Annotated in this window: 14 protein-coding genes and 1 pseudogene; 8 read left to right on the top strand and 7 right to left on the bottom strand. The window is 71.9% G+C overall.

The window, feature by feature from the left end; all coding sequences use genetic code 11:
• The first annotated feature begins 49 nt into the window (after positions 1–49).
• A complete protein-coding gene (gene htpG / locus SM450_RS10075; protein WP_474619433.1) occupies positions 50–1,942 on the top strand; it encodes a molecular chaperone HtpG in 1,893 nt (630 codons plus the stop codon).
• A 206-nt stretch (positions 1,943–2,148) separates the two neighbouring features.
• Here htpG and SM450_RS10070 read toward each other — a convergent pair whose 3' ends face one another.
• Complete coding sequence (locus tag SM450_RS10070; RefSeq protein ID WP_474619432.1) at positions 2,149–2,583, bottom strand: DUF6069 family protein; 435 nt, start codon at positions 2,581–2,583, stop codon at positions 2,149–2,151.
• 23 nt (positions 2,584–2,606) lie between these two features.
• Positions 2,607–3,527 carry an NADP-dependent oxidoreductase gene (locus SM450_RS10065; protein ID WP_474619431.1) on the bottom strand — a complete coding sequence of 307 codons (921 nt, stop codon included), beginning with the start codon at positions 3,525–3,527 and terminating at the stop codon, positions 2,607–2,609.
• Positions 3,528–3,624: 97 nt separating this feature from the next.
• Here SM450_RS10065 and SM450_RS10060 point away from each other — a divergent pair, with 97 nt between their 5' ends.
• A complete protein-coding gene (locus tag SM450_RS10060) occupies positions 3,625–4,623 on the top strand; it encodes an AraC family transcriptional regulator (protein ID WP_474619430.1) in 999 nt (332 codons plus the stop codon).
• Positions 4,624–4,665: 42 nt separating this feature from the next.
• Positions 4,666–4,839 (top strand): annotated as a pseudogene (locus SM450_RS10055) (hypothetical protein); the annotation flags it as partial.
• A gap of 53 nt (positions 4,840–4,892) precedes the next feature.
• Here the strand turns inward: SM450_RS10055 and SM450_RS10050 are convergent.
• A complete protein-coding gene (locus SM450_RS10050) occupies positions 4,893–6,455 on the bottom strand; it encodes an LLM class flavin-dependent oxidoreductase (RefSeq protein WP_474619429.1) in 1,563 nt (520 codons plus the stop codon).
• Between the two features lie 196 nt (positions 6,456–6,651).
• Between SM450_RS10050 and SM450_RS10045 the strand changes: the two genes are divergently transcribed.
• Positions 6,652–7,092: a YbaB/EbfC family nucleoid-associated protein gene (locus SM450_RS10045; RefSeq protein WP_474619428.1), complete on the top strand. Its 441-nt coding sequence runs from the start codon at positions 6,652–6,654 to the stop codon at positions 7,090–7,092.
• 92 nt (positions 7,093–7,184) lie between these two features.
• Here the strand turns inward: SM450_RS10045 and SM450_RS10040 are convergent, their stop codons facing one another.
• Together SM450_RS10040 and SM450_RS10035 are read right to left on the bottom strand one after the other, a co-directional pair.
• Positions 7,185–9,245: a M4 family metallopeptidase gene (locus tag SM450_RS10040; protein WP_474619427.1), complete on the bottom strand. Its 2,061-nt coding sequence runs from the start codon at positions 9,243–9,245 to the stop codon at positions 7,185–7,187.
• Positions 9,246–9,599: 354 nt separating this feature from the next.
• Positions 9,600–11,900 carry a transglycosylase domain-containing protein gene (locus SM450_RS10035; protein WP_474619426.1) on the bottom strand — a complete coding sequence of 767 codons (2,301 nt, stop codon included), beginning with the start codon at positions 11,898–11,900 and terminating at the stop codon, positions 9,600–9,602.
• Between the two features lie 151 nt (positions 11,901–12,051).
• On the opposite strand from SM450_RS10035, the gene SM450_RS10030 reads away from it, so the two are divergent.
• Complete coding sequence (locus SM450_RS10030; RefSeq protein WP_474619425.1) at positions 12,052–12,822, top strand: nucleotidyltransferase domain-containing protein; 771 nt, start codon at positions 12,052–12,054, stop codon at positions 12,820–12,822.
• Between the two features lie 73 nt (positions 12,823–12,895).
• The gene (locus SM450_RS10025; protein ID WP_474619424.1) at positions 12,896–13,318 is read left to right on the top strand and encodes a glutaredoxin domain-containing protein; all 423 of its coding nucleotides are present in this window, start codon (positions 12,896–12,898) and stop codon (positions 13,316–13,318) included.
• A 61-nt stretch (positions 13,319–13,379) separates the two neighbouring features.
• Here SM450_RS10025 and SM450_RS10020 read toward each other — a convergent pair whose 3' ends face one another.
• Together SM450_RS10020 and SM450_RS10015 are read right to left on the bottom strand one after the other, a co-directional pair.
• The gene (locus tag SM450_RS10020; RefSeq protein ID WP_474619423.1) at positions 13,380–16,352 is read right to left on the bottom strand and encodes a glycosyl hydrolase; all 2,973 of its coding nucleotides are present in this window, start codon (positions 16,350–16,352) and stop codon (positions 13,380–13,382) included.
• Between the two features lie 297 nt (positions 16,353–16,649).
• Entirely contained in the window at positions 16,650–16,961 is a 312-nt protein-coding gene (locus SM450_RS10015) for a hypothetical protein (protein ID WP_474619422.1), read from the bottom strand.
• Positions 16,962–17,057: 96 nt separating this feature from the next.
• Between SM450_RS10015 and SM450_RS10010 the strand changes: the two genes are divergently transcribed.
• Both SM450_RS10010 and SM450_RS10005 read left to right on the top strand, forming a co-directional pair.
• Positions 17,058–17,678 (top strand): L-threonylcarbamoyladenylate synthase, encoded by a 621-nt coding sequence (locus SM450_RS10010; RefSeq protein ID WP_474619421.1) that lies wholly within the window; start codon positions 17,058–17,060, stop codon positions 17,676–17,678.
• 74 nt (positions 17,679–17,752) lie between these two features.
• Positions 17,753–19,327 (top strand): Na+/H+ antiporter, encoded by a 1,575-nt coding sequence (locus SM450_RS10005; protein ID WP_474619420.1) that lies wholly within the window; start codon positions 17,753–17,755, stop codon positions 19,325–19,327.
• The last annotated feature ends 10 nt before the right edge of the window (positions 19,328–19,337 follow it).

Genomic DNA, 19,337 nt, shown 5'->3' with positions numbered 1-19,337 from the left:
CCCCTCGTATCCTTTCCGCCGTAGGCCCGCCACGAGGAAGGGAGCCGGTGTGAGCGACCGGGTCGAGACGTTGGAGTTCCAAGCCGAGGCGCGTCAGCTCTTGCAGCTGATGGTGCACTCGATCTACTCGAACAAGGACGTCTTCCTGCGTGAACTGATCTCCAACGCGTCCGACGCGCTGGACAAGCTGCGGCTTGAGTCCCTCGTCGACAAGGAGTTGCCGGCCGACACGTCCGACCTGCACATCGAACTCGACGTCGACCCGGACGCCCGCACGCTCACCGTTCGGGACAACGGCATCGGCATGTCCCGCGACGAGGTCGTCGCGCTGATCGGCACCATTGCCAAGTCCGGCACCGCCGAACTGCTGCGCACGCTCCGCGAGACGCAGGACGCCGCCGCCTCGCAGGAGCTGATCGGCCAGTTCGGCGTCGGCTTCTACGCCACCTTCATGGTCGCCGACAAGGTGACCCTGCTGACCCGCCGCGCCGGGCAGACCGCCGCGACCCGGTGGGAGTCCAGCGGCGAGGGCACCTACTCGATCGAGGAGGTCGAGGACGCGCCGCAGGGCACCTCCGTCACCCTGCACCTCAAGCCCGTCGACGCCGAGGACAACCTCCACGACTACACCGCCGAGTGGACGATCCGGGAGATCGTCAAGCGCTACTCCGACTTCATCTCCTGGCCGATCCGGATGACCGTCGACAAGCCCGGCGAGGACGGCGAGACCACCCGCGAGGAGCAGACGCTCAACTCGATGAAGGCGCTCTGGGCGCGCTCGCGGGACGAGGTCGACGAGGCCGAATACAAGGAGTTCTACCGGCACGTCGCGCACGACTGGGCCGACCCGCTGGAAACCATCCACATGCGCGGCGAGGGCACCTTCGAGTACGAGGCGCTGCTCTTCCTGCCCGCACACGCCCCGCTCGACCTGTTCTCCCCGCAGGGCCGCCGCGGCGTGCAGCTCTACGTCAAGCGCGTGTTCATCATGGACGACTGCGAGGCGCTGATCCCCAACTACCTGCGCTTCGTCAAGGGCGTGGTGGACGCGCACGACCTGTCGCTGAACATCTCCCGGGAGATCCTCCAGCAGGACCGGCAGATCCGCGCGGTGCGCCGGCGACTGGTCAAGAAGGTGCTCGGCACGCTCAAGGACATGTCGGCCGAGTCGTACCGCACGTTCTGGACCGAGTTCGGGCCGGTGGTCAAGGAGGGTCTGCTGGAGGACCCGGACAACACCGAGGCGCTGCTCGACCTGGTCCGCGCCGCCTCCACCCACGACCCGGCCGAGCCGACCACGCTGCGCGACTACGTCGAGCGGATGAAGGACGGACAGACCGAGATCTACTACGCCACCGGCGACAACCGGGCCACCATCGAGAACTCGCCGCACCTGGAGGCGTTCCGGGCCAAGGGGTACGAGGTGCTGATCCTCACCGACCCGGTGGACGAGGTGTGGGTCGAGCGGGTCGGCGCGTACGACGGGAAGACGCTGCGCTCGGTGGCCAAGGGCCAGGTCGACCTGGAGACCGAGGAGGAGAAGGAGAAGGCCGAGGCGGAGCGGCAGGAGTACGCCGACCTGCTCACCTTCCTCGGCGGCGCGCTCGCCGACAGCGTCAAGGAGGTCCGCCTGTCCACCCGGCTGACCACGTCGCCGGCCTGCGTGGTGGGCGACGCGCACGACATGACGCCGACGCTGGAGAAGATGTACCGCGCGATGGGCCAGGAGGTGCCCCGGGTCAAGCGGATCCTGGAGCTGAACCCGACCCACCCGCTCGTCACCGGGCTGCGCAAGGCCCACGGGGAGGGCGGCGACACCGCCGCGCTCACCGAGACCGCCGAGCTGCTCTACGGCATGGCGCTGCTGGCCGAGGGGGGCGAGCTGACCGACCCGGCCCGCTTCACCCGCGTCCTCGCCGACCGTCTCGCCCGCGCCCTCTAGCCGCCGCCTCGGCGGACGCCCGGCACGGCGGTGCGTTCGGTGGCAAGCGTCGCCCATCACGGCACACCGCGCAGCGACTGCGCGGTGTGCCGCTCGTCGTCGGTGCACGGGTCGACCAGCGGGCCGGCGGCTGGCTTCCAGGCTGCTCCGGAGACCGTCGAGTTCTTCGCCGCGGTTCCGTGCGGCGGCCCCGGCGAGGCTGTCTGCTACCCGAGCATTCCCCTGACTGGAGGACGCTGCCGTTGATCGTGTGACCAGCGCCGCCGGCAGCTGAAGACCGGGATCAACGCGGCGGCGACAGCGAGGTGCATCAGACCGAGGATGACCTTGGCCGCGCCGGTCGCCTCGACGTATAGCAGGGGCTGGAACGACGCCAGTAGCACGATGACGGCAAGCACGGTCCAGACGATTGCGGCTCGGCCGGTCAACCGTTCCAGCAGGGCACGCGCGCCCCAGGCGAGAAGGGAGATGGCGAGCGTGACGGTGGCGGCGAACGGCAGGCTGATGACCTGGGGCGGCTGACCATTGCCGGGGTCAACCCGCAGCTCGACACCCAGGATCTGAGCGGTGGTCCACAGTAGCGCCGTCGCGAGGACTGCGCCGCCGCCTGCAAGTGCGCCGGCCTGGAGCCTCGTGGCCATCGGGGAAGCGGAAGTGGTGGGCATCATGGGTTCCTTCGCGGGATGAGGATGATTTTGCCGCGGGTACGGCCAGACTCTGCGTCGCGGTGCACCAGGGCCAGGTCGGTGAGGGGATGAGACGCGGCGATGTCGACCCGGACCGTGCCGGCGTCGATGAGCTTGACCAATGCGGCGAGGTGACTGGTGTCGTTGCGGGCCACGAAGTGCACGGCAGTCAGCGGGGATCCAGCGGGCGCCTTGATCGGGATGGTGGCGGACACGACAACGCCGGCTGGCCGAATCAGCGGAAGCATCGTTAGGGCCTGCCGCGCGCTGACCGGGACGAGGTTGAGGATCGCATCGACGGGCTCGTCGAGCGCATCGGCGAGCGGCGTAGCCGTGTAGTCGACGATCTCGTCGGCGCCGTGTTGGCGAACCATGTCGGTGCTACGGGGGCTGGCGGTGGCGATCACGTGCGCTCCGGCGTGCTTGGCAAGCTGAACGGCGAACCCGCCGACGCCACCGCCGGCGCCGTTGACCAACACCCGTTGCCCGGCCGCGATGTTCGCGTGCTCGAACACCGCCTGCCAGGCGGTGACGCCCGCGATCGGGATGGCGGCGGCGTGGGCGAGAGGGATGGCGCTGGGCGCCGCAACAAGCGTGTCGGCAGCGGCGGTGACGTACTCGGCTGCGGCGCCGTCGACGCGGCCGATGACCGGGTCGCCGATGGCGAGGGTGTGCACGCGATCACCGACCTCAACAACGGTGCCGGCGACATCCCCGCCGAGCGTGTGTGGCAGGTCCAGCGCAAAGACCGAACGCAGGAGCCCGCGGCGCAGCCCAATATCGGACGGATTGAACGAGGTCGCGGCGACCTGGATCAGCACATCATCGGGGCCGGGCGCCGGCCGTGGAATGTTGTCGTCGCGAATGACGGACGCGTCGCCGTACTGGTGAATTCGCATTGCTCTCACGCCTCGAACCTATGGTGAGTTTCGAGGACGAACCATGCTTAGGGAGCCTCACTTCATACTCGATCGTCCTACGGGATACCCTCGGTCGGTGGACGTACTCAGCGACGTGATCGCGGTAATGCGAACTGGGCAACCAAGCTCGGCACGGGTGGCGTGGCACGCCCCGTGGGCGCAGCAGTTCGGGTCCGTACCGGGGTCCGCCGGCTTTCACGTGATCCTGCAGGGACCTTGCTGGCTCATCCGGCCGGACGGCGAGTCTGTTCCGCTGTCCGCCGGGGATGTGGTGTTCCGGCCGCACGGGCGTGGGCACACGCTGGCCGACAGCCCATCGACGCCACCGACGGCGCCCGTATGCGATCCGAACGACCCGCAGGTCCTCCAACGCTATGCCAGCGACACGTGGGGCAGCCCGGCCGGCGCCGACGTCCCGGCTACGGTCACCCTCTGCGGCGGGTACCAACTCGATTCCACGCGCGCCCATCCGTTCCTGAACGATCTACCCGAACTCATCTACCTCCCCGCACACCTCGCGCGACATCCTGAACTGCGCGCCACCGTGGACCTGCTCGCCACCGAACTGGAACGACCTCGCCTCGGCACGGACGCCATCGTTCCCGCGTTACTCGACACACTGCTGCTGCACATCTTGCGTGCCTGGCTCGACCAGCAATCGGTACGCGGAACCACCACCGGATGGGCCGTGGCGCTCAATGATCCGCCCACCGCCGCCGCCCTGCAGGCCATGCACCGTGACCCCGCGCGCCCATGGACCGTCGCCACGCTGGCCGCCGAGGCGGGGCTGTCCCGGACACCGTTCGCCCGCCGCTTCACCGCCCTGCTCGGTCAACCGCCGCTGACCTACTTGACATGGTGGCGGATGACCACCGCCGCACGGCTTCTCCAAGAATCCGACGCACCGCTCAGTGCCGTCGCCGCCAAAGTCGGCTACACATCAGAGTTCGCCTTCGCCAACGCGTTCAAGCGCCAATACGGAGCCGCTCCCGGCAGATACCGCCGCGCCAGTAGCGACAACTCCGGCACTGGAGAACGACGCGTCGTTCGGCGTGCGGCGACGTCTCGCCCCTGAGACACCTCGAAATCTCTGGAGAACCGTCTCACTCCCGTACGGGTGTGCGCGGTGGGGCAGACGGCGCCCTGCACCAGATACCTGAGCGGAGTTCTGTCCATCGCGGCCGGCGACTACCACAGCTTGGCGCTTCAGCCTGACCACACGGTGGTCGCCTGGGGCTCCAACGGCCAGGGCCAACTCGGGGACGGCAGTAACGAGCCCCGCCTCACCCCGGTACAGGTTCTCGCGCCCCGCGGGGTAGCGCGGAACTTGACGAGGGTCTCCTGTCACAGTTGGCCGGGGAAGAAGCCGTGGCGGGCCAGGGGCTCGACGATCTGGTGCTCCTCGTACGACAGGTGCGACAGCAGCGTGTCGGTGAGCAGGTCCACCGCCTCCTGCAACCCGGTGACGTCACCGGGTCGGCGGATCAGCTCCACGAGCGCCCGGTCGACGCTCTCCACCACCCCGTGGATCACCACGTGCTCCTGCTCGAGACGGTCCAGCACCGGTCCCAGCCCGGCGTCTGAGCGCCGCAGGTGCGGGAAGATCGAGGCGTCCTCCAGGCCGTGGTGCTGGGTCACCACCGTGCAGTACGCCGCGCAGTACGCGCCGAGCGTCCAGTTGTTCTGCCGCATCGTCATCTCGTTCAGTACGGCTCGGGCCCCACCCGGCGAGACCGTTCCGCGCTTGACCTGGTCCAGCAGGTCACGCACCTGGGCCAGCTCCTGGCGCAGGTGGTCGTGCACGTCCACCAGGTGCTGCCCGGCGGCCTGCGCGCGGGCCGGGTAGACGTGCCCGGCCGGCGCCGGCGGCGCGCTGGGGCGGTCCGCCTCGTCCCAGAGGCGGCGCGTGCTCAGGCGTACCCCCGGGTCGGGGGTGGGGGTGACCGCGAGCGCGGTCGGGCCGCCGGCGGCGGCCTGCTCGTCGGCGACGGCGCGGGCGCCGCTGCCCGGCGTGGTGCGTTCGGCGGCGACCAGTTCCCGCACGGCCGGCGCCACCTCCTGGGCGAAGAGCTGGATCGCGCGCGGCTCGTCGCTGCCGAGGATGAAGGTGGTGATGCCGTGCTCCAGCGTGAGCCCGGCCAACTCCTCCACCCACTGCTCCGGCGGGCCGGAGAGGAAGCCGGTGGACGAGCGGGCGAACGTGCCGGTGACGTTGAGCATGCGGCGGATCGCGCCCGGGTCCCGTCCGGCGGCCCGCGCGCCGTCGTCGACGAGCGCGTTGAGCGCCGGCAGCTCGTCCGGCCCCTTCGGCAGGTACGCAAGCGACGGCAGCCAGCCGTCCGCGGCGCGTCCCACCAGCCGCAGCATGCGCGGCTTGTACGCGCCCACCCAGATGCCCACCGGATGCGCCGGGGCCGGCCCGCGTTTCGCGCCGACCACGCGGTAGTGCTCGCCGGCCACCCGGATCATCCCGCGTCGGCCGGTGTCCCAGACCTCGCGGACGATCTGGATCGCCTCGTCGAGCGCGTCGACCGCCGCGCCGGGGGAGAGCCGCCGGCCGCCGGTCGCCTCGATGGCGTCCCAGAACGCGCCCGCGCCCAGTCCGAGTTCGATCCGGCCGCCGGTGAGCAGGTCGAGGCTGGCCACGCTGCGGGCCAGCACCACCGGTTGGCGCAGCGGCAGGTTGAGCACGTTGCCGGCCAGGCCGATCCGGTCGGTGGCGGCGGCCACGTACGACATGAGCGTCCACGTGTCCAGGAAGCCGGGCTGGTACGGGTGGTCCTGGAACGTGACCAGGTCCAGCCCGGCCTGCTCGCAGAGGGTCGCCAGCGCCACCACCTGCTCGGGGCGCCCGGCGGCGGGGGTGAGGAAGCCGCCGAAGGTCAGCTCGTGTCCGTATTCGGTCATCCGCCCCGCTCCTCGCGTGATCTTGCCCGGTCCCGCCCACGGTAGCTCCGTCGCCGTGCCGCGCGACACGCCGAGCCACCGGCGTCGGTCCTGCTCCCGGCGTCGGAACCCGGGCGGGGACGGCGGGTGACCGGGATACGTGGCCATCGGTTGCTATGGTCACAAGGCTTGGCTAAGACGTGAAGAAGGCGCGGATATGACCAACGATGCGTTCTCGGCCGCCGCGAGCCTCGACGAGCTGCTGACCCGCACCCAGCAGGCGCTGGCCGCGATGCGGTCCCGGGCCACCGTGCACGCCGACGGCGAGCCGGGCGAACTGCTCCGGGCCGAGGGCGCGGCGGCCGGCGGCCGGGTGCGCGCGGTCGCCGTCCAGGGCGGCCGGTTGGACTCCGTCGCCGTCGACCCGGCGTTGGCCGGTGAGCCGCTGGACGTTCTCTGCGGGCATCTCGTCGTCGCCGTCAACGCCGCGCTGTCCGAGTTGGACGCGCAGGTCAGCGCCTCGGCCCGGGCGGACACCGACGCTCTCGCCGCCCGGCTCGGCGGCCTGCCCGACCAGGCGGAGATGTTCAGTCGGACGATGCACGAGGTGGCCGCGCGCATCCGCCGCGACCGTGCCGCCGCGTCCCGCCCCGCCTGACCGGCCGCCTGCCCCCGGGCGCCGGGAGTCGGGGCCGGGGATGCGGAACGGCCGGCCGTCGGGAGGACGACGACCGGCCGCTCGCATCGCGGTCAGCTCAGCGTGACCGCGGTGTCGTCGACGACGAAGGACGTCTGGAGAGAGGCATCCTCCACGCCGCTGAACGAGATGGTCGCCGTGGTGCCGGCCAACGACGAGACGTCGAAGGACCGCTGCACGTAGCCGGTGGCCTTGTTCAGGTTGGAGTAGGTGGCAAGCGTGGTGCTGCCGGCCTTGACGGTCAGCTTGTCGTAGGCGGTGGTCGTGGTCGACTCCGCGCTGTCGATGTGCAGCCAGAAGCTCAGCGTCGCCCGGCAACCGGCCGGGATGCTCACCGACTGGCTGAGCGTGTCGGTGTGCGAGGAGCCGTAGCCGTCGAGCCACGCCTTGTACGAGCCGCCGTGGGCCGCCTGGCCGCTGTCGGTGGTGATGACGCCGGACGAGGCGGTCCAGTTCACGTTGCCCGACTCGAAGCCGGGGTTGGCGAGCTTGTTGCCGGAGCAGCCGCCCGACGGCGGGGTGGTGGTGGCGGTCGGGGACGGCGTGCCGCCGCCGCTGCAGGTCGGGTCGCCGGACTGGGCCGGCACGCTCACCGCGTCCCAGGCCGCCTTGACCGAGTTGAACTCGGTGCAGCCGCTCGGGTAGAGGTTCTTCGCCGCCTGTAGCGTCCAGGTGCGGTACTTCAGGTACGACGAGGACGTGGTCTTCAGCAGCATCGCGTTGTACATGATCTTGATGGCCTTCTGGATGCCCAGGCCGGTCACGCTGCTGCCGTTGCAGGTCGAGCTGCTGGGCTGCCCGTTGGTCGGGCTGTTGCCGTTTGCCAGCAGGTAGAACCAGTGGTTGCCCGGTCCGGCGGAGGCGTGCACCTCGCCTGACGGCACGCTGCTGGAGTAGCAGTTCGGGTCGCCGAGCGCCGACGGGTTGTACATGTTGCGGATCGGGCCGGAGCCGACCAGATTGATCTTCTCGCCGACCAGGAAGTCCGGGGCGTCATAGCTGGACGGCTCGTTGGCGAACCACTCGGTGGCCGCGCCGAACGTGTCCGCCACGAACTCCTGGGTGCCGCCGCGGGAGATGCCGCCCGGGGTGTGGTCGTCGATGCCGTGGCCGATCTCGTGGGCCACCACGTCGAGCGAGCCGATCCACTGGTTGGCGGTGTTCTTGCCGATCTGGACCTGGGAGCCGTCGTAGTAGGCGTTCTGGTCGTTCAGGCCGACCCGGATCGGCCAGTAGCCGCCGTTGCCGTCGGCGCCGTTGCGGCCCAGCCACTGGTCGAGCATCTTGTGCTCGGTCTGCGCGGAGAACAAGGCGTCGACGCAGCCGGTTTCCTTGTTGGTGGCGGTGCCGTTGCCCCAGGCGTCGTCGGTGCCGCTGAACGTGGTGTTGTTCGCGGCGTCCTGACAGCTCAGGTTGGTGACGCTCGGGTCCTTCATGGTGTAGGTGCTGCCCGACTTGGTGGTGTTCAGGGTGAGCGGGCTCGGCCCGTTCCAGGCGCCGGTGCCGGTGCCGTTCACGACGTGCTCGAGGGTGCCCAGGACCGCGCCGGTGTGGGCGTCGACGTCGACGGTGAGCCGACTCGGCCCCTCGGCGCCGGTGCCGCGCACCGTCGTCTCCCAGGCCAGCGCGGGGCTGGCGCCGAGCGTGTAGACCACGAGCGTGGTGCCCTCGACCGCGCTGACGGTCTTGAGCTTGGCGCGTGCCGTCTTCACGGCGGCGGCCGAGGTCACCTTGGGGGTGGTGGCGAGGGCGCCGATGGGCCGCTGCTGCGCGACGGAGGCGTACTTCAGGTTGCCGGCGGAGTCGGTCGCGAGCACGAAGTCGCCGCCGACCACCGGCAGGCCCTTGAAGGTGCGCTCGTAGGGCACGTACTGGGTGCCCTCGGAGGAGATGACGGGCTTCTGCACGAACGCGTCGTCGGAACCGGCCTGCAGGTAGGCGGGGCGGTTCGCGACGAGCGTGCGGGCCGACTCGGCGGCCGTGGCGCGGGCCTGGGCGAGGCTGGGTGCGGCGGGCCCGGGCGGCGCGGCCTGCACCGCCGCGGCGGTGCCGGCGGCGAGCACGCCGGCCGCGGCCGCGCCGGTGAGCGCGGCGAGGCGAGGTGAGAGCTTCAAGAGGGTTCGCTCCTGTTCCTAGGCGCGCCGCCGGAGCCCGGTGGGGTCGGGCGGCGCGATGGTGCGAGGCAGGTGACGGCCGGTCTCCGGAGCTGCCGGCGTGGCTCCGGGTCGACGGATCGACCGTCCGAGCCGCCGGGGGTTGGCGGCTCGGAGAGCACGATCACACGCCGCCGGATCCCGGAGCAATGGGTGACCTGGGCAACCGACAGTCGTCGGACACCCCGCCGTAGCGGCGAATTCAGGAAGCCATGATCTTCAATAGCCCCTGATCAGGGTGAACATTGTCGACCATGGACCGGATCGTGTCCGACCTGCGTGCAATGCCGCTGTTCGCCGATGGCGCACATAGATTCAGCGCGGCCCACGGGTCCGCGTCGGCGGCCCGGTCGGCACCGGCGGCAGCGAGGCAGACCCGGTCGGCACCGGGAGGCTCGGCCCGCTCGGGCTCGGCGTCGGGCTCGACGGCGTGGGGCTTGGCGTCGGCGCGGCAGACCGGCTCGGTGCCACGGTGCTGGGCGCCGGCGCCGGGCGGGTCGGCTCCGGAGCGTCGCGGGGGAAGGCCGGGTCGTGGAAGCGGTAGCGGTCCGGATCGAGCTTCATCGCCTCGGTGGCCCGGGTCATGAACTGGCGCCAGATCGGCGCGGCCCCGGTCGAGCCGTACACCTCGTAGCTGCCGCCGGTGGTCCGCAGCGGCTTGCCGTCGGTGGTGCCCAACCAGACCGCCGAGGCGAGCGCGCCGGTCCACCCCACCATCCAGGTGTGCACGTTCTTCGTGGTGCTCTGCCCGGCCTGCCAGGTGCCGGTCTTGCCGGCGGAGTCCCAGCCGTTGTCCAGCCGGGCCGCCCGCACCCGGCGCAGCGTCCAGTCGAGTTGGTTCACCGCCTCGGCGTCGAGACCGAGATCGGTCTGCCGCAACCGCTCGGTCCACACCTTGTCGTCACCCTTGGTCACCGACCGGACGAAGTGCGCGTCCGCCCGCTTGCCACCGGCCGCGAAGGTGGCCATCCCGTTGGCGTGGTCCTGCACGGTGATGCCGTACTGGCCGATGCCCACCTCCGGGGAGAAGTGCTCCGCCAACTGGTCGGCGGGGTCGTCGCGCAGGTCTACCCGCTGCGGACGCGGGTTGCCCCGGACCGTCTCCCACATCGACTCCACGCCCGCCTGCCGGGCCATCTCGACCACCTTGGCGGTGCCCAGCTTCTCGGTCAGCTCGAAGTAGGTGACGTTCAGCGAGGCGACCGTGGCCTCCCAGAGCGCGCAGTCCGGCTGGCACGGCGCGTGCTCGGCGTTGCGGATCGGCCCGGCCGCGCTGCCCCGGGTACGCCCGGACGCGGGGAACTCCTTGGTGTCCGGAGAGTCGAAGCGCTGCTTCACCGAGATGTCGTCGCGCACGGCGGCGGCCAGGTCGTACACCTTGAACGAGGACCCCGGCGGATGCTGGCCGAAGCCGCGCGCCTGACCCTGCTCGTCGGTGTACCAGCCGGCGTAGTCGGCGCCGGAGCCACGGTCGCCGCCGTAGTAGCCGAGCACCCGGCCGGTGCCCGGCTCCACCGCGACGAGCGCCGCCTGCCAGTTCTTCGGCTGGCCGCGGACCGCCGACGGCGCGCTGTCCCGGCGGATGTCCGCCGCGGCCTCGGCCGCGTCCTGCACCCGCTTGTCGATCGTGGTGACGATCCGGTAGCCGCCGTCGCGGATCACCTCGTCCGGCTTGCCGCGGAACGGCTCGGCGGCCCGCAGCTCCGCCAGCACGTGGTTGACCACCAGCCCGGTCGGCCGGTCCAGGTCGGAGCGGCCGGCGTCGCGGTCGATCGGCCGCACCGTGTCCGGGTACGCCAGGTCCGCCGCCTGCTGCGGGGTGAGATAGCCGAGCTTCACCATGCCGTCGCGGATGTAGTTCCAGCGGTCGATCGAGTTCTGCTTCGCGAGGGCGTTGCGGCGCGGGTCGTAACCGGGTGTGCCCTGCGGGTCGGCCGGATCCGCCTCCGGCTGCTTCACCATGGCGCACAGCACCATCGCCTCGGCCGGGGTGAGCTGCTGCGCCGCCGGCGCGTCGCGGCGTACGGTCTTGCCGAAGAACGTCTGCGCGGCGGCCTCGATCCCGTACGCGCCCCGGCCGAACGGGACCGTGTTCAGATAGAAACCGAGGATCTCCTCCTTGCTGTACTTGTCGTCAAGCTTCCAGGCGATGACCGCCTCGCGCAGCTTGCGCGAGTAGGTGACGCCACGCAGGTCCGCGGCGACCCGCGCGTACTGCTGGGTGAGCGTCGAGGCGCCCTGCCGCTGCCCGCCGCTGACGTTCGCCCACGCCGCCCGCAGCACGCCCTTGACGTCGATGCCGCGGTTGGTCCAGAAGGTCCGGTCCTCGGCCGCCACGATGGCCTGCTTCGCCGAGTCGTTCATCGCCTCGTACGGGACGATGGTGCGGTTCTGCGCGCCGAGTTTCGCCATCGGGGTGCGACCGTCGGCGTAGTAGACAGTGGTCGACTCGGGCAGCTTCAGGTCGGTGGGTGTCGGCACGCTGTCGAAGTAGTACCCGCCGGCCACCAGCCCGCCCCCGGCCAGCAGCGCGACGACCGCCAGGATGACGAGCAGCCGCCGGCCCCGGCGTCGCGGTCGCGCCGCGACCGCGCCGATCTCTCCGCTGTGCCGCACGCGATGCCTCCGACTGCTCGGCCGAATCGTCCATGCCCGGCTCGCAGGCTAACCGACAGGCGCCGACGTCACCGGCCTGCGGCGCGCGACCGGATCACCTCGGCGTCGACCCGGCCGGACGCCCCGGACCCCCGCCGGGCAGGATGCGGGCATGCGTGACGACGTACGCGACTACCTCGCCGAGCTGGTCCGGCGCGCCCGGGAGGTGCTCGGCGCGGACCTGGTCGGCGCGTACGCGGCCGGCTCGCTCGGGCTTGGCGCGTACCAGCCCGGGCGCAGCGACGTGGACGTGGCGCTGCTTGTCGCCGCGTCGCCGGCCGCCGCGGCGAAGCGGACGCTCGTGGACCGGCTGCGGCACGAGTCGCTGCCCTGCCCGGCACGCGGCCTGGAACTTGTCGTCTACCGGCGGGACGTGGCCGCCTCCGGCGCCCCCGGGCCGGGCTTCGAGGTCGAGCTGAACACCGGCGCGACGATGCCGTTCCGGGCCACCTACGACCCGGCCGAGCGGCCCGCCGCCGACGGGCGGTTCTGGTACGCGCTTGACCGCAGCATCCTGCGCCAGTCCGGCCTGAGGCTGTGCGGCCCGAGCGCCGCCGACGCCTTCGCCGACCCGGCGCCGGCCGCGCTGCGGGCGCTGCTCGTGGACGCGCTGCGCTGGTGGCTGGCGCTGCCCACGCCGCCCGGCGACGAGCCGGCGCCGGGCGCCGAGGACGCGGTGCTCGGGGCCTGCCGCGCGCTTGTGCGCTCCCGCGACGGCGTCTGGTTGGGCAAGGTCGACGCCGGGCGGCGGGTGGCCGCCGGCGACCCGGACGCCGCGCTGATCCACCGCGCCATCGCCGCCCGCCGGGGCGGCCCGCCGCCGTCCGGGCCCGAGGCCCGCGCGTTCCAGCGGCGGGTGCTGGCCCGGCTCACCGCCGGTTGAGCCGCCGCTAGGGTGGGCCCGGGAGGGACCATGACGGAGCGGAGCGCGTCGGGCGGGAAGAGGTGAGCGGCTGATGATGCGGAGTTGGTGGTTCGCCGGCCTGATGCTTGTCGCGGGTGTGGTGACCGGCGCAAGAGGGTCGGGACCGGCGTCGATCGCGCTCGGTTTCCTGCCCTTCGCGGTGCTGGGGGTGCTGTTCTCGCCGCTCGCCTTTCCCCGTTCGCTGACCGCGGCCCAGGCGCGCCGGCGCAGCGCCGACGACGGCCGGCCGGTCGTCTACTGGCGGCCCGGTTGCACCTACTGCCTGCGGTTGCGGTGGCGGCTGGGCCGGCGCGCCGGGCGGGCGTACTGGGTGAACATCTGGCGGGACCCGGAGGCCGCGGCGGCGGTCCGGGCGGTCACCGGCGGCGACGAGACCGTGCCGACCGTGGTGCTGCCGGACGGCGCGGTGGTGAACCCCGACCCGGCGTGGGTGCGCGACCGGCTCCCGGCCTGACCCGGTCCGGGCCGCCGCCGGCCGTGTGCCCGGCGCCCCGGACCGGGGCGCCGGGCATCGGTCACCCGGTGTACGGCAGGGTGACGGTGGAGCCGGCACCGGTGCCGACCGTGGTGGCGGCGTTGCCGATGGCGTTCCACACCTCGACCCGCACCGTGCCGCCGTTCAGGTTGCCGAGCGTTCCGGTGGCCGAGGCCAGGCCCTGGGTCTGCCGGTAGCGCTCCATCCCGACGAGCGGGTCGGTGGCGAAGTACCTGTAGGTCTCCACCCGGTCGACGCTGCCGTCGCCGGTCAGGTCGTACGACACCCGGGCCTGGACGCCGTTGCCGACCGCGATGCCCGCGTCGACGCCCAGGTCGAAGGCGGTGCTCCCGCCGGTCCAGGTGCCGGTCAGCCCGGTGGCGGTGAAGACCTGCGGGTTGGTCGGCGTGCCGTCGTGGTTGCCGTTGGCGGCAACCACCGTGACCGTGCCGGACGGGCCGGCGGCGGCGCCCAGCTCCCCGCCGGAACGCAGGTAGCGGGTCGGGTTCAGCGGCGCCGGGGTGCTCGGAGTGGGGCTCGGGCTGGTCGGGGTCGGGCTCGCCGTGGTCGGGGTCGGGCTGGGCGTCGAGGTCGGCGGGGGACCGGTGGGCACCGCCACGCCGCCGGTGGCGCTGCCACCGCTCCAGGTGTACGCCCCGGAGGTGGCGGTCCTCCCGGCCGGCACGGCGAGCGTGGTGCCGTCGGAGAACGTGACGGTCAGCGGGCGGGCGGTGATGTTCGACGCCACGTACGTGCGCGCGGTGCCCTTGCGGAACACCTTCGCCAGCGGGTGGTTCGCGGTGACCGAGGTGTCGACCGGGCCGAGCGCGGCGAGGTTGCGGATCCAGTGGAACGTGTGCGCCTTGCTCTCGCCCTCCTCGCTCGTGAAGCCGCTGTTGGCCCGGAAGTTCCGCAGCGCCTGGTCGCCGTCGCCGAGCGCGAGGAACTCCCAGAGGATGTCCTGCCACACGGTCGGCGGGCCGCCCTTGTTGGCGACCAGCTCGGCGTAGTTTGCCTTGACGTAGTCGGGATAGTCGCCCAGGTAGAGGTGACCGCCGGTGATGGGCAGCATGTTGATGCCCTGGATCATCTCGGGGGCCGCGGAGAACCAGGTCGAGTACGAGGCGCCGTCGCCCCACACCATGCCGACCGTTTTGTGCCCGAAGGCGGCCGGGAAGTTCTCGTCGTGCACGTCGAACCAGTATTCCGAGATGGCCGCCGACTGCGTGGTCCACAGGTAGACGCCGGCGTCGCGGACGGCGGTGTCGCCGGTGGCCTGCCCCCACTGGATCAGCGCGTTGGCGAAGTTCATCCCCTCGGAGGACGACTCCTGGTTGTTGCCGGCGAAGAACGGCGCCAGGCCGGAGGCCCAGTCGTGACCGGCGTAGATGTCGAAGTCCCGCAGGTAGGGGAAGCGGTTGTCGGCGCGGTCGTAGTTGTTGGCGTCGCGGATGAGCAGGTCGACCATGCCGCCGTAGCGGGTGTCGTCGGCCCAGCCCGGGTCGAACTTGGCCACCGTGGCCGCCGCGGCGACGAAGTAGCCGTAGTGGAAGTGGTGGTCGTTGAGGTCCTCGTCGGAGCCGTACGAGGCGGGGTAGCCGATGAGCGTGCCCCAGTTGCGGTCGTAGTAGAAGAGCTGGCCGGTCTCCCCGGAACCGGCGGTGAGCCAGTTGGTGAGCCGGGTCTTCATGGCCGTCACGGCCTTGTCGCGGACGCTCGTGAGCCCGAGCTGGTCGGCGATCTCGGCGATCCGGGCGGCCCGGCCGAGCCCCTTGCCGGCCCAGTAGGTGTCGGTGCCGCTGATCCCCTCCGGGTTGGCCAGCTCGGCGTTCAGGTAGCCGGTGACGGTGCTCAGGTCCGCGCCGGCGGCGTCACCGACGGCCGGCACCTCCGGCAGCACGCCGGTGAAGCGCATCGAGGTGGTGAACGACGGCACGCCGGCGAGCACCCGCATGGCGCCGCGCGCCGAGACGTACGTCGGGGTGATCGGGGTGGCGCCGGTGAGGCTGCGCCACTGGTGCGGGTAGAGCGCCACCACCGTCTTCGTCTCGGTGCCCTCCCGGCGGGTGGTGGTGAACGTGTAGGTGGTGCGCACCGTGCCCGCCGCCGGGTCGTACGCGTAGCTCATCTTCGTGCCGGTGACGTGCGCGTGGGCGTACCGGCCGTAGGTGTCGGCCAGGGCGGCCCGGTCCGCGCCGCCGGGCAGCACGGCGACCGAGAAGTAGCCCTTGCCGGCAAGCGTCGAGCTGATGCCCGCGCCGTCGACGGTCCAGGTCGCGCCGGTCGGCGCGTACGCGACGTAGTCGTGGCCGTGGACGGTGAAGCCGATGGTGGCGCCGGAGTTGCGCCACACGGTGGGCGTCGCGGCGGCGGTGAGCTGCGCCGCGCCGCCACCGCTGACGGTGTAGTAGCTGAACGGAAGCCCGTGGCCGATGGTGGCCCGCATGCCGCGGCTGCCGTCGCTCCAGTCGGCGGTGACCGTCCAGTCCGTCCAGTCGGCGGCCTTGACCACCGGCGCGGACAGCCCGGCCACCCCGACCCGGACGTCCTCGGTGTAGGGGTAGTGGTATTCGCCGACTCCGGTGGCGGTGCCGCTGATCGCCGGCGTGGTGGTGTAGGACAGCCCGAGCCCGTTGTTCTCGGCGTGGAACGCCAGCGGGTGGGCCTGGAGGTTCTCGCTCGTCCCGCAACTGTTGCGCTTCCAGATCAACGAGGACCACCAGTCGTTCGTGGGGATCGCGCCGGCCGGCGCGTCCGACGTGGCGAAGGTCCGTGGGTTGGTGCTGACGGCGCCGCAGCCCTTGGGCAACGCGGCGCCGGGCGGCAGCGTCTCGGTGTAGCTGCCCGCGCCGACGGTGCCGGCGGTGGCGGTGCCACCACCGCCGACCACGACGCCGAGGAGGCCGGCCACCAGTGTGGACGCGGCGGCGAGGGCGGTTGCCCGCCGACGGCGCCGGCGGGCGGGGGACGGGACGGGGGTCGCCGGGGAGACGTCCCGCAGGGGGAGTGTCATGGAGGTCCCCTTCAGGAGAAGGTGGTGTTCGGATGGTGATCCGACAGGCGAGAGAGCGCTCTCTTGAGAAGCGAGGTTAGGTTCCGGTTACGTGCGCGTCAATGTTCTGTTGCCCGAGAGAGCGCTCTCCGGCAGTTGGGGCGGCTGCCTCCCCCGGGCCGCTGGACGCACGGGTGGAACGCCACGGGTGTCAAAAGGGGCCTGAGACACCCCTGGCGTTCCACTCACGGCCGATGCCGCGCCGGGGGTGGTCGACGCCCGCCGTCAGACGGGTCGGGCGGTGGTCGGGCGGTGGTGTCAGGCGGCGGTGGCGACGAGACGGTCCTCGCCGGCCGCCGGTTCCGAGGCGGCGTCCGGAGCGACACGGCCGGCTGCGGGCCGTACCCCGGGGTATGCCCCCGCGCCCGGCGTGCGGGCGGCGCTCAGCCCGACCTGCGCGGTGTCCCAGGCGGCGCACGGCCAGGCCGCGCCGGCGCAGCTCGGGCTGGCGCACCTCCGCTCGGCGTCGGGCTGGTGCGCGTCGGCGACCGCGGTGGACAGGTCCCACAGCAGTGGGTCGGTCACCTCCGCCGGCCGGTCGGCGGCGCGGTCGGTGCTGGATTCGGACATGGTCGGTCCCCCCTGTGGTGAACGGCCCCCACCTGTTTCCGGAACCGGTCCCGGGCAAACCTGCGGATGATCGGGAGCGGGCATAGGCTGGCCGGCGTGGCGAGGTACTACGACCTGCATCCGGACAATCCTCAACCGCGGGTGATCCGGCAGGTGGTGAACCTGTTACGCGAGGACGGCGTGATCGTCTACCCGACCGACTCGTGCTATGCCCTCGGCTGCCGGCTCGGCAACCGCGACGGCGTGGAACGGATCCGGGAGATCCGCCGGCTCGACGAACGGCACCCGTTCACGCTCGTGTGCGCCGACTTCGCCCAGCTCGGCCAGTTCGTCAAACTCAGCAACGCGGTCTTCCGGCAGGTCAAGGCCGTGATCCCGGGCAGCTACACCTTCATCCTGCCGGCCACCTCGGAGGTGCCCCGCCGGCTCCAGGACCCGCGCCGGCGGGTGGTCGGCGCGCGGGTGCCGAAGCACACCGTGACCCAGGCGCTGCTTGCCGAGTTGGGCGAGCCGCTGCTCTCCAGCACCCTGCTGCTGCCGGGTGAACCGGAGCCGATGACCCAGGGCTGGGAGATCAAGGAACGGCTCGACCACCAGGTCGACGCCGTGGTCGACGCCGGGGACTGCGGGCTCGAACCCACCACCGTGGTCGACCTGTCCGGCCCGGAGCCGGAGATCCTGCGCCGGGGTGTCGGCGACCCCTCCCGCTTCGAGTAGGGATCGGGCCGTTCCGCTCCACCGGGCCGCCCGGTGCGGCACGGTGGATCCGGCGGACGGCGACGGGGGGCGGCATGAACGCACTTGTGCTGATCTCGGTGCTCGGCCTCACCGTGCTCGTCGGCACCACCATCGGCGGCCGGTACAGCGTCGCGCCGCCGGTGCTGCTCATCGCCATGGGCGCGCTGCTCGGCCTGCTGCCGCCGTTCGAGAACGTGGTCCTCGAACCCGAGGTGGTGCTGGTGCTGTTCCTCCCGGCCATCCTCTACCGGGAGAGCCTGGTGATCAGCCTCCGCGAGATCCGCGCCAACCTCGCGGTGATCGTGCTGCTGGCCGTCGCGCTGGTGATCATCACGATGGTCGCGGTCGCGTACGTGACCCAGGCCCTCGGGGTGGAACCGCACGCCGCCTGGGTGCTCGGCGCGGTGCTGGCGCCCACCGACGCCGCCGCCGTCGCCGGCCTGGCCAAGCGGATGCCCCGTGGCATCCTCACCACGCTGCGTGCGGAGAGCCTGGTCAACGACGGTACGGCGCTCGTGCTCTTCGCGGTGGCGGCCGGTGTGATCGCGGGTGGGAAGGTGCCCGGCGCGTTCGCGCTCACCGGCCAGTTCGTCGGCAAGTCGTTGGGCGGGGTGGTCGCCGGGCTGCTCGTCGGCGGGCTGGTGATCCTGATCCGCAAGCACGTCGACGACGCGATGCGCGAGGGCGGGCTGAGCATCCTCACCCCGTTCGTCGCGTTCCTGCTCGCCGACGCGGTGCACGCCAGCGGGGTGCTCGCGGTCGTCGTCTCCGGGCTGCTGCTGTCGTACGCGGGACCGCGGGTGATCCGGGCCCGTTCCCGGCTCACCGCGTACGCGTTCTGGGACCTGTCCACCTTCATGATCAACGGCAGCCTGTTCGTGCTGCTCGGCATGCAGGTGCCCGGCTCGCTGCGAAACATCACCAGCCACTCGCCGGCGGCGTCGTTCGGCATCGCGGTGCTCGTCGCGCTCGTGGTGGTGGCCACCCGACTGGGGTGGGTGCACCTGGCGGTGTCGGTGTTGCAGGGCGTCGACCGGCGGGACTCGCGGCGGTCGACGTACTTCGACGCGCGGATGCGTACCGCCGCCGGCTGGGCCGGTTTCCGGGGCGCGGTCTCGCTCGCCGCGGCGCTTGCCGTGCCGGTCACCATGCACGACGGCACCCGGGTGCACGAGCGGGATCTGATCATCTTCGTCACCGTGGTGGTGATCGTGCTGATCATGGTGGTGCAGGGCACCACGCTGCCGGCCGTCGTCGGCTGGGCCGGCCTGACCGGCGACCGGCAACGCGACGACGAGGTGCGCTGGGCGCGGATCCGAGCCACCGAGGTGGTCCTGGAGGCGTTGCCGGGGGTCGCCGCCGACCTGGGTGCCGCGCCGGACACGGTGGACCGGCTCCGCGCCGGCTACCAGGACCACCTCGCGGACGTCCGCGACCCGCGCAGCGAGGAGTCGGAGCGGGAGCGGGAGTTGGCCCGCCGGTTGCAGTTGGCGATGTTGGACCGTAAGCGTCGGGAGGTCACCCGGCTGCGCAACAGCAACCAGATCGACGACGCGGTGCTGCGGGAACTCCAGGCGGCCACGGACATCGAGGAGATCCGCCTGCTGGGCCCCGAAATCGAGGACTAACCCCGTCACC

The sequence above is a fragment of the Micromonospora marincola genome (genome assembly GCF_056150385.1).
Note: the sequence above shows the minus strand (reverse complement) of the source record. Positions and strands in the feature narration are given on the sequence as shown.

What these genes read in the sequence shown, in the direction of transcription:
- SM450_RS10020 (WP_474619423.1), bottom strand. Translation starts at nt 16,352, where the DNA reads ATGACACTCCCCCTGCGGGACGTCTCCCCGGCGACCCCCGTCCCGTCC.
- SM450_RS10050 (WP_474619429.1), bottom strand. Translation starts at nt 6,455, where the DNA reads ATGACCGAATACGGACACGAGCTGACCTTCGGCGGCTTCCTCACCCCC.
- SM450_RS10065 (WP_474619431.1), bottom strand. Translation starts at nt 3,527, where the DNA reads ATGCGAATTCACCAGTACGGCGACGCGTCCGTCATTCGCGACGACAAC.
- SM450_RS10070 (WP_474619432.1), bottom strand. Translation starts at nt 2,583, where the DNA reads ATGGCCACGAGGCTCCAGGCCGGCGCACTTGCAGGCGGCGGCGCAGTC.
- SM450_RS10015 (WP_474619422.1), bottom strand. Translation starts at nt 16,961, where the DNA reads ATGTCCGAATCCAGCACCGACCGCGCCGCCGACCGGCCGGCGGAGGTG.
- SM450_RS10025 (WP_474619424.1), top strand. Translation starts at nt 12,896, where the DNA reads ATGATGCGGAGTTGGTGGTTCGCCGGCCTGATGCTTGTCGCGGGTGTG.
- SM450_RS10045 (WP_474619428.1), top strand. Translation starts at nt 6,652, where the DNA reads ATGACCAACGATGCGTTCTCGGCCGCCGCGAGCCTCGACGAGCTGCTG.
- SM450_RS10005 (WP_474619420.1), top strand. Translation starts at nt 17,753, where the DNA reads ATGAACGCACTTGTGCTGATCTCGGTGCTCGGCCTCACCGTGCTCGTC.
- SM450_RS10030 (WP_474619425.1), top strand. Translation starts at nt 12,052, where the DNA reads ATGCGTGACGACGTACGCGACTACCTCGCCGAGCTGGTCCGGCGCGCC.